We start from the raw sequence: 10,125 nt of genomic DNA on the forward strand, positions 1-10,125 counted from the left end.
TTGTCTTCTAATAACGTGAAATTGCTCTCGTTTTAGATGAGAAGAAATTATGAAAGTGGTTACAAAAAGGCGGTATTCTATGTATGTAATCAAAACGAAGGAGGCAACACAACATGGATAAACCTATTCACGTTTTCTCTGAGATAGGGAAGTTAAAGACAGTTTTATTGAAACGACCTGGACAAGAAGTGGAAAATTTAACACCAGATATTATGGACCGTCTGTTGTTTGATGATATTCCATATCTGCCAATCGCACAAGAAGAGCATGACTATTTTGCAAAGACATTGCAAGATGAAGGCGTCGAAACTTTATATCTAGAAAAATTAGCTGCAGAAGCAATTGATGCCGGCAATGTCAAAGAACAATTTTTAAATAAAATGTTAGACGAATCCCACATTGCATCTTCTGCTGTAAGAGATGGTCTTCATGAGTTCCTTCTATCAATGGAAACCCAAGAAATGGTAGATAAAATTATGGCGGGTGTCCGCACGAAAGATATTTCAGTTCGTTCAAACAGTCTGTATGATCTTTCTTCAGATGACGACTATCCATTCTATATGGACCCAATGCCAAACCTTTACTTTACACGTGATCCTTCTGCATCAATGGGAAATGGGATGACTGTTAACATGATGACATTTGAAGCACGTCGTCGTGAATCAATGTTTACTGAATACATCTTGAAACATCACCCACGTTTTGCGAACAAAGGGGTTGAAGTATGGTTAGATCGTGAAAACCCTGATCACATCGAAGGTGGAGATGAATTAATCCTAAGTGACAAAGTCGTCGCTGTAGGTATCTCACAACGAACAAGCGCTAAAGCAATCGAAAAATTAGCACGTAATTTATTTGCTAAACATGCAGGCTTTGAAAAAGTCCTAGCAATCAAGATTCCTAACAATCGAGCAATGATGCATTTAGATACTGTGTTTACCATGGTTGACCATGATAAATTCACGATCCATCCAGCAATCCAAAGTAAAGAAGGAAAAATGGATGTCTTTACGATCGAACAAGCAGGCGATGACATCAAGATCGCTCATTCAGATGACTTACAAGCGTCATTAAAAGCTGCGTTAGGTTTGGATGATTTAGTCTTGATCCCAACTGGTAATGGTGATGCGATCGTTGCTCCTCGTGAACAATGGAATGATGGTTCTAACACCCTGGCAATCGCACCAGGTGTTGTCGTAACGTACAACCGTAACTATGTATCAAATGAATTATTACGTAGCTATGGCATCAAAGTATTGGAAATCAATTCAAGTGAGTTGTCACGCGGTCGTGGTGGTCCACGCTGCATGAGCCAACCATTAGTACGTGAAGATTTAAAATAATATGAATGCTAGTGGCAGTCTAACTGTCAGCTGCCACTAGATTTCCTCTTTAAAACAAAAACAAACAACCTAAAGGAGAATTTTAGTTATGAAAGAGTCAGTATTTCAAGGAAGAAGTTTATTAGCAGAAAAAGATTTTACAAAAGAAGAATTACAATATCTAATCGATTTTTCTGAGCACTTAAAAGATTTGAAAAAACGTGGCATTCCACATCACTACTTAGAAGGTAAAAACATTGCACTTTTATTTGAAAAAACGTCTACTCGTACACGTGCAGCTTTTACAACTGCAGCAATCGATTTAGGTGCGCATCCTGAATATCTAGGTGCCAATGATATCCAATTAGGTAAAAAAGAATCAACAGAAGATACAGCTAAAGTATTAGGTCGAATGTTTGACGGAATTGAGTTCCGCGGCTTTAGCCAAAAAATGGTGGAAGAACTAGCAGAATTTTCTGGTGTTCCAGTATGGAATGGTTTAACAGACGAATGGCATCCAACACAAATGATCGCAGATTTCTTAACAATCCAAGAAAACTTTGGAACAGTTGAAGGAATCACAGTGGCATATTGTGGTGACGGACGTAACAACATGGCGAACTCTTTACTTGTGACTGGGGCTATTTTAGGTGCAAACATGCGTATCGTAGCACCAAAAGAATTACAACCAGAAGAAGAAATCGTCAAAATGGCAGAAGAATTTGCTGCTAAATCTGGTGCACAATTAATGATCACTGATGACGTGGATAAAGGTGTTGACGGTGCTGACGTACTTTATTCAGATGTTTGGGTATCAATGGGTGAAGAAGATAAATTTGAAGAACGAATCAAATTGTTGAAACCTTACCAAATCAACATGGAAATGATCGAAAAAACGCACAATACTGACCGTTTGATTTTCTTACATTGCTTACCAGCGTTCCATGATACAAACACAATCTATGGTGAACAAATGAAAGAACGCTTCGGCATTACTGAGATGGAAGTTACTGATGAAGTCTTCCGCAGTAAATATGCACGTCAATTCGACCAAGCAGAAAACCGCATGCACTCAATCAAAGCGATCATGGCAGCAACACTTGGTAACTTGTTTATTCCTCGTGTGTAACGGTTAATCACATTCATCTCAAGAACAAAACGAGTCAGCTTTAATGGACCTCATCATGGGCTGGCTTGTTTTGTCATTGAGAAAATTCAGAACTCTCTGGAGAAAGGAAGACAAATATGGCAAATCGTAAAGTAGTTGTCGCATTAGGTGGTAATGCGATTTTATCAACAGATGCAAGTGCAAAAGCACAACAAGAGGCATTGATGGAAACAGCAAAATACTTAGTAAAATTCATTGAACAAGGGGATGAGTTGATCATTTCTCACGGGAATGGACCACAAGTAGGGAATTTGCTGATCCAACAACAAGCAGCTGACTCAGAAAAGACACCAGCGATGCCTTTAGATACTTGTGTTGCAATGACAGAAGGATCAATTGGGTATTGGTTACAAAATGCAATGGGTGAAGTATTGAAAGAAAAAGGCATCGATAAAGATGTGGTTTCACTTGTTACGCAAGTCATCGTTGATGAAAACGATCCATCATTTAAAAACCCAAGCAAACCAGTAGGACCATTCTATACCGAAGAAGAAGCCAATGAACAAATGAAAGCTGATTCAACAGTAACCTTTAAAGAAGATGCTGGTCGTGGCTGGCGTAAAGTAGTGGCTTCTCCTAAACCAATTTCAATTAAAGAAGCACGAGTGATTGAAACGCTAGTAGAACAAGGCGTGATTACAGTCTCTGTTGGTGGTGGCGGAATTCCTGTTGTGGAAACGGCAACTGGCTTAGAAGGTAGAGAAGCGGTTATCGATAAAGATTTTGCTTCTGAAAAATTAGCGGAAATCATCGATGCAGATCTATTGATCGTTTTAACTGGAGTAGATAATGTTTATGTAAATTATCAAAAACCAGATCAAAAGAAACTAGAAACTGTTTCAGTTTCAGAAATGAAGCAATACATTGATGAAAATCAATTTGCACCAGGAAGTATGCTGCCAAAAGTCGAAGCGGCAATTGCCTTTGTTGAGGCAAAACCAAAAGCTAAAGCGATTATTACTTCTTTAGAAAATATCGAGAACCTTCTCGCATCTGAAGAAGGAACGATCATCGTAGCGGATAACTAAGAATTCTTTTTCTTAGGAAATGAACTATGTTAAAAAGTGTCCAGTTGGTATTTCTTCTCCTTTAGACCTTCTGGACATTTTTTATAAGAAATCCCTAGCCAGCAGTTTTTTTTTCTGCTATAATTCAATTAATATAATAATTTCATAGTTTGTTGAACAAGAGAGTAATTGTATTTACTTGATCAAAGCGAGTTTGGGTGTGGTGAAAGCCAAACGAGAGGATACAATGAAGCGCACTTGGAGAACTCTGTCTAAGACAGACGGCTATCAACCGATATCAGATGAAGCTGGTCCTAGCAAATAGGACAACTGGAGTGGTACCGCGGGATATCTCGTCTCTAGTGATCGTAGTTATCTATGATCACTAGAGATTTTTTTGTTTTCAGCAAACAAAAGTATTTATAGGAGGAATGTAAATGAATAACAAAGATATTGTATCAAAAGCGATCTATGACGTTGTCAAAGACGATCTTACAATGGAACAAGTAGAAAAACTATTAGAAAATCCAAAATCTGCAGACCATGGGGATGTAGCCTTTCCTGCCTTTTCATTAGCGAAAATCTATCGAAAAGCCCCTCAACAAATTGCAGCTGACCTAGCAGAAAAAATCGATTCAACAAACTTTGAAAAAATCGAAGTGGTTGGTCCTTACTTAAACTTCTTTATGAATAAAGCGATGATCAGTAAAGAAGTTTTGGCTTCTGTCGTGAAAGAAAAAGAACATTATGGCGACAGCTCCATCGGAAATAACGGAAACGTACCAATCGATATGTCTTCTCCTAATATTGCAAAGCCGATTTCAATGGGGCATTTGCGTTCTACAGTTATCGGGAACTCCATCGGATTTATCATGGAAAAATTAGGCTACAACCCGATTCGTATCAATCATTTAGGAGATTGGGGCACACAGTTTGGGAAACTGATTGTGGCTTATAAAAAATGGGGTTCAGAAGAAGCAGTACGTTCTGAACCAATCAATGAATTGTTGCGTCTGTATGTTCAATTCCATGAAGTGGCTGAAACAGAACCAGAATTGAATGATGAAGCACGTTCATGGTTTAAACGTTTGGAAGAAGGCGACAAAGAAGCCATTGAATTATGGCAATGGTTCCGCGACGAATCTATGAAAGAGTTCAATAAAATCTACGATCTATTAGAAGTTCGTTTTGATTCTTTAAATGGTGAAGCTTTCTATAACGATAAAATGGATGAAATCGTAGAACTTTTAGAAGAAAAACATTTATTGCAAGCAGATAAAGGTGCTGAAATCGTTGACTTATCAGCTTATGATTTGAACCCAGCGTTGATCAAGAAATCAGATGGTGCAACACTTTATATCACTCGTGATTTAGCAGCAGCTCTTTACCGCAAACGCACCTATGATTTTAAACAATCATTGTATGTTGTCGGAAACGAACAAAGTTATCACTTCAAACAATTGAAAGCTGTTCTTAAAGAATTAGGCTTTGATTGGTCAGATGATATGCATCACATCCCATTCGGATTGATTACTCAAGGTGGTAAAAAACTATCAACACGTAAAGGGAAAATTGTTTTACTTGAAGAAGTGCTAAATGAAGCCATTGACTCTGCTAAAGAACAGATCAGTGAGAAAAATCCTGATTTAGAAAATAAAGATGTGGTAGCTAAACAAGTCGGTGTTGGCGCAGTTATCTTCCATGATTTAAAAAACGATCGCCTAAATACATTTGACTTTAATTTAGAAGAAGTTGTCCGTTTCGAAGGTGAAACAGGACCTTATGTACAATATACACATGCTCGTGCTGTCAGCTTGTTAGCAAAAGCCGACTTTACGCCATCGACAGATCAAGAATACGCCTTGAATGATGAAAACAGCTGGGAAGTTGTAAAATTGATTCAAAAATACCCAGAAACTGTTTTACAAGCAGGTGAAAAATACGAACCTTCTATTATTGCGAAACATGCAATCAAGTTAGCTCAAGCATTTAATAAATATTATGCACATACTAAAATTTTAGTTGAAGATGACCAAAAAGAAGCGCGTTTAGCATTAGTTTATGCTGTAACAGTCTTGTTAAAAGAAGATTTACGTTTGCTTGGCTTACACGCACCAGATAAAATGTAAGAAAAGTAACGTACACAAATAAACCGTCCCTTACGAAAGGCTTACTTATAAATAGTAGCTTTCGTGAGGGGCGGTTTATTTTATATAGAAGTGATTGGGACAGATATCATTCATTCATTGATTCATGCTGCGTTGATCAAATTTAATTGGCTTAAAAAAGTGTTGTTTCTTTGGGAGCATGTAAGAAGGCTTCCACCAATTTTGCTTCTTCTTCATCTTTGGAAATGATAATGGTTGTATCGAATCCGGCAATCGTACTGACGATATGAGGTGGTTTGATATCGTCTAAAACGGCAGCGAAAAGATGTGCGTTGTCTGGTAAGGTATGGACAACCGTCAGAAAATGGACCCGTTCCACTTTTAACACGATGTCTTCGATCATTTGGACTAACCGTTTTTCATCATCTGTTTTTGCTTCGAGTCCTTTTTTTCCTTGAAAAAGAACAAAATGGGAAACGCCATTTTCATCTGGTACTTTTACGATTTTTAAGTCACGAATATCTCTGGAAATCGTAGCTTGTGTCGCTGTCACACCATAATTCTCCAGTTTGGCCAAGAGTTCTTCTTGTGTACGGATCGTAAATTCCCCGATCACTTGTTTAATAAGTAAATGTCGCTCAGATTTACGCATATTCTTTCTCCTTTACGAAAGATTTCACATGTATCATATCAAAAAAAAATCGAGTTGCCCAATATTATTCTGATTTATGAGATAACTCTAGGAATTATGATCATTTGTTAATGAGAGAGTAAAGCATAAAAGATGAGAATAAATGCAGAGGCAACTAGAGATTTCTCTTGATATTTACTAGCAAGTCAGGTAAAATATTGAATGTTGAGCAAGAATGTCTCTTTAGCTATTGCTATACAGGTAGGTTACTTGTATAATGTTTGAAGATGCTTTTTGTATCAATAAATCCACATTCCTGTTGGATCGTTGATAGGTGCTTGAAAAAGTTTGTCAGCGAGGTAAAAGACAGGGAGAGGAAAAATAAAAACCAAATCGGAGGAAACAAAAATGGCAGTAATTTCAATGAAACAATTACTAGAAGCCGGCGTACATTTTGGTCACCAAACTCGTCGCTGGAACCCAAAAATGAAGAAATATATCTTCACAGAAAGAAACGGAATCTACATCATCGACTTACAAAAAACTGTTAAGTTAGTAGATGCAGCTTATGACTACATGAAGAGCGTTGCAGAAGAAGGCGGCGTAGCTTTATTCGTAGGTACGAAAAAGCAAGCACAAGAAGCAATCAAAGATGAAGCAACACGTGCTGGACAATACTTTGTAAACCATCGTTGGTTAGGTGGAACATTGACTAACTGGGATACAATCCAAAAACGTATCAGCCGTTTGAAACAAATCAATGCAATGGAAGAAGATGGAACTTTTGAAGTTCTACCTAAAAAAGAAGTTGCTGGTTTGAACAAACAACGTGAACGTCTTGAAAAATTCTTGGGTGGTATCGCTGATATGCCAAGAATTCCAGATGTAATGTACATCGTTGACCCACGTAAAGAGCGCATTGCTGTTCAAGAAGCGCATAAATTAAATATCCCAATCGTAGCTATGGTTGATACAAACTGCGACCCAGACGAAATCGACGTAGTTATCCCTTCAAATGACGATGCAATCCGTGCCGTTAAATTGATTACTTCAAAAATGGCTGATGCATTTATCGAAGGTAACCAAGGGGAAGACCAAGTAGTTGAAGAAGACTTTGTAGTAGAAAACAATGCTACTTCAATCGAAGAAATCGTTGACGTTGTAGAAGGCGACAACACTTCAGCAGAATAATTTTTAAATGATGGAGCTGTTTCAAAGGCTAGGCGACAAGCCTCACTCTCCTTTGAAACAGCTTTTTTTAAAAAGAAACTATAGGAGGATACAATAATGGCAGATGTAACAGCTAAAATGGTAAAAGAACTACGCGAAATGACAGGCGTAGGTATGATGGATGCGAAAAAAGCATTAGTTGAAGTAGAAGGCGATATGGAAAAAGCAGTAGATCTTTTACGTGAAAAAGGAATGGCTAAAGCAGCTAAGAAAAATGATCGTATTGCAGCTGAAGGATTAGCTTCAGTAGCAATCAAAGGAAATACTGCAGCAATCGTTGAAGTTAACTCAGAAACAGACTTTGTTTCTAAAAACGAAATGTTCCAAGATCTAGTGAAAGAAATCGCTGAACTTGTTGCAGAAAACAAACCTGCAGACATGGAAGCTGCAATGAAGATCAAAACAGAAAAAGGTACGATCGAATCTGACTTGATCGAAGCAACACAAGTAATCGGAGAAAAAATCAGCTTCCGTCGTTTTGAAGTAGTTGAAAAAGAAGATAACGCTGCTTTCGGTGGTTACTTACACATGGGCGGACGTATCGCTGTATTGACTGTTTTAGATGGAACAACTGATGAATCTGTAGCAAGAGACGTTGCTATGCACGTAGCTGCAATCAATCCTCGCTATGTAAACGAAACTCAAATTCCTGAAGCTGAATTAGAACATGAAAAAACTGTTCTTACAGAACAAGCTTTAAACGAAGGTAAGCCTGCTAATATCGTTGAAAAAATGGTAGAAGGACGCTTGAAGAAATTTAAAGCAGAAATCGCTTTGGTTGACCAACCATTCGTTAAAGATCCTGATATGACTGTTGAAAAATATGTTGCTTCTAAAGGTGCTACAGTGAAAACTTTTGTACGCTTTGAAGTTGGCGAAGGAATCGAAAAACGCGAAGACAACTTTGTTGAAGAAGTTATGAACCAAGTGAAAAAATAATTCTGAAAATTGAGTATATGTTATCTAATGTTGATTCATTTTGCGAGTCACTTTTTAAATGTTGGATCAACATTAGATAGTATGCTTATTTGGAATTAAAAAGGAGCAGCGACGTATGTCACAGCTCTTTTTTTTAGGCATAGGTACAAATAGTTAGACTTTTAGTGGCTAAATTACCTGAATATGGTAAAATAGCAATAGAAAATATTGGAGGAATGAACATGGTCACACCGAAATATCAGCGTGTTGTCTTAAAATTAAGTGGAGAAGCTTTAGCTGGGAATGAAGGCTTTGGAATTAAACCGCCTGTTATTAAAGAAATCATCCAAGAAATCAAAGAAGTACACGAATTAGGCGTTGAAATGGCTATCGTGGTAGGCGGCGGCAATATTTGGCGCGGACAAATCGGTGCTCAGATGGGAATGGAACGTGCTCAAGCTGATTACATGGGGATGCTGGCAACTGTAATGAATGCTTTAGCGTTGCAAGATACTTTGGAAAATGTTGGTGTGCCAACACGTGTCCAAACATCAATCGAAATGCGACAAATTGCTGAACCATATATTCGCAGAAAAGCAGAACGTCATTTAGAAAAAGGCCGAATCGTGATTTTTGCAGGTGGAACTGGGAATCCATACTTTTCAACAGACACTACTGCAGCATTACGCGCAGCTGAGATTGGCGCTGATGTTATTTTAATGGCTAAAAACAATGTTGATGGTGTTTATTCAGCTGATCCAAAATTAGATTCAAATGCTGTGAAATTTGAAGAATTGACTCATTTAGAAGTGATTGCAAAAGGGTTGCAGGTAATGGACTCTACCGCTAGCTCACTAAGCATGGACAATGACATCCCATTGCTTGTCTTTAATTTAAATGAACATGGAAATATCCGTCGTGCAATCTTAGGCGAAAATATCGGAACAACTGTAAGGGGGAAATAAAAAATGGCAGATGCAATTATGACAGAAGCAAAAGAAAAGATGCAAAAAGCAGCACAAAATTTACAACGTGAGCTTGGACAAATTCGTGCAGGACGTGCCAATGCAAGTTTACTTGATCGAATCACAGTTAATTATTATGGTGCACCAACACCTTTGAACCAAATGGCTTCAATCCAAATCCCGGAAGCACGTGTTTTAATGATCACTCCATTTGATAAGAGCATTTTACAAGATGTTGAAAAAGCAATTATGGCAAGTGATATTGGAATCAGTCCAACCAATGATGGGAATGTCATTCGTTTAATTATTCCTCAATTAACTGAAGAACGTCGTAAAGAATTAGCAAAAGATGTAAAAAAAGAAGCAGAAAATGCGAAAATCGCTGTTCGTAACATTCGTCGTGATGCAATTGATGAATACAAAAAACAACAAAAAAATGGCGATATCACAGAAGATGATCTACGTGGATTAGAAAAAGAAGTACAAAAACTAACCGATGAAAGCATCAAAGAAGTAGATAAAATCGCTAGTGACAAAGAACAAGAATTACTGGAAGTTTAATCATAAAGCTTGGTAGAATCAGTCTTTTATCAATGCCGTTTATGTATTTTTACACCTACTAAAAAGCCTTGGACGATTTCTTGTCCTAGGCTTTTTTTATAGCAAAAGTTAAAAAATAAGAAAAAAGTCGTAGAAATAACTAAAAAAAGTAATCCAGCATAGGAAATCACGTGATAAATTGATATAATACTAAAGATAGTGGTAACTTTTAAGTA

The 10,125-nt window shown here is 37.5% G+C and carries 10 protein-coding genes; 8 read left to right on the forward strand and 2 right to left on the reverse strand.

The window, feature by feature from the left end; translation table 11 throughout:
- Positions 1-113: 113 nt before the first annotated feature.
- From arcA to argS, 4 genes are all read left to right on the forward strand, one after another.
- A complete protein-coding gene (gene arcA / locus AB3I12_RS11210) occupies positions 114-1,343 on the forward strand; it encodes an arginine deiminase (protein WP_010718865.1) in 1,230 nt (409 codons plus the stop codon).
- An 88-nt stretch (positions 1,344-1,431) separates the two neighbouring features.
- Positions 1,432-2,451, forward strand: a complete 1,020-nt coding sequence (gene argF / locus AB3I12_RS11215) for an ornithine carbamoyltransferase (RefSeq protein WP_010718866.1) — start codon at positions 1,432-1,434, stop codon at positions 2,449-2,451.
- Positions 2,452-2,567: 116 nt separating this feature from the next.
- Entirely contained in the window at positions 2,568-3,518 is a 951-nt protein-coding gene (arcC, locus tag AB3I12_RS11220) for a carbamate kinase (protein WP_010718867.1), read from the forward strand.
- A gap of 416 nt (positions 3,519-3,934) precedes the next feature.
- On the forward strand, positions 3,935-5,626 hold the full coding sequence (argS, locus tag AB3I12_RS11225) for an arginine--tRNA ligase (protein WP_034698338.1): 1,692 nt from the start codon (positions 3,935-3,937) through the stop codon (positions 5,624-5,626).
- Positions 5,627-5,777: 151 nt separating this feature from the next.
- Here the strand turns inward: argS and AB3I12_RS11230 are convergent, their stop codons facing one another.
- A complete protein-coding gene (locus tag AB3I12_RS11230; RefSeq protein ID WP_010737782.1) occupies positions 5,778-6,257 on the reverse strand; it encodes an arginine repressor in 480 nt (159 codons plus the stop codon).
- A 387-nt stretch (positions 6,258-6,644) separates the two neighbouring features.
- Between AB3I12_RS11230 and rpsB the strand changes: the two genes are divergently transcribed.
- The 4 genes from rpsB to frr all read left to right on the forward strand — a co-directional run bounded on the left by rpsB (position 6,645) and on the right by frr (position 9,910).
- The gene (rpsB, locus tag AB3I12_RS11235) at positions 6,645-7,427 is read left to right on the forward strand and encodes a 30S ribosomal protein S2 (protein ID WP_010718870.1); all 783 of its coding nucleotides are present in this window, start codon (positions 6,645-6,647) and stop codon (positions 7,425-7,427) included.
- A 96-nt stretch (positions 7,428-7,523) separates the two neighbouring features.
- Positions 7,524-8,405: a translation elongation factor Ts gene (tsf, locus tag AB3I12_RS11240; RefSeq protein ID WP_010718871.1), complete on the forward strand. Its 882-nt coding sequence runs from the start codon at positions 7,524-7,526 to the stop codon at positions 8,403-8,405.
- Positions 8,406-8,626: 221 nt separating this feature from the next.
- Complete coding sequence (gene pyrH / locus AB3I12_RS11245) at positions 8,627-9,349, forward strand: UMP kinase (protein ID WP_010718872.1); 723 nt, start codon at positions 8,627-8,629, stop codon at positions 9,347-9,349.
- 3 nt (positions 9,350-9,352) lie between these two features.
- On the forward strand, positions 9,353-9,910 hold the full coding sequence (gene frr, locus AB3I12_RS11250) for a ribosome recycling factor (RefSeq protein WP_010718873.1): 558 nt from the start codon (positions 9,353-9,355) through the stop codon (positions 9,908-9,910).
- Between the two features lie 29 nt (positions 9,911-9,939).
- Here frr and AB3I12_RS11255 read toward each other — a convergent pair.
- Positions 9,940-10,125 (reverse strand): hypothetical protein (locus tag AB3I12_RS11255; RefSeq protein ID WP_368015659.1); only part of this gene is annotated, 186 nt, incomplete at its 5' end.

The sequence above is a fragment of the Enterococcus sp. C65 genome (assembly GCF_040887165.1).
Lineage (GTDB): Bacteria > Bacillota > Bacilli > Lactobacillales > Enterococcaceae > Enterococcus_B > Enterococcus_B hirae.